Source organism: Enterobacter sp. PTB (assembly GCF_051130085.1).
Lineage (GTDB): Bacteria > Pseudomonadota > Gammaproteobacteria > Enterobacterales > Enterobacteriaceae > Enterobacter > Enterobacter ludwigii.
The window spans coordinates 1-246 of record NZ_JBDKEE010000189.1; the positions used below are offsets into that span (position 1 = coordinate 1).

The 246-nt window shown below is 48.0% G+C and carries 1 other RNA gene; it reads left to right on the forward strand.

Features of this window, described 5'->3' with window-relative positions:
- A non-coding RNA gene (locus tag AAIR21_RS28195) (RtT sRNA) lies at positions 1-153 on the forward strand; the annotation flags it as partial.
- Positions 154-246 lie beyond the last annotated feature (93 nt).

A 246-nucleotide genomic window follows, 5' to 3' on the forward strand; every position in this document is an offset into this window, starting at 1 on the left:
GCAGTTGACTTTTAATCAATTGGTCGCAGGTTCGAATCCTGCACGACCCACCAATTTTAATGTCTTACTCAGATGTTAAACGTGAAGGATAACGTTGCAACAGCAACGGCCCGTAGGGCGAGGCGAAGCCGAGTCATCCTGCACGACCCACCAGGTTATTGGTATGAGTAAAAATTCAGGCAACACCCAAGCGGGTCGTTAGCTCAGTTGGTAGAGCAGTTGACTTTTAATCAATTGGTCGCAGGT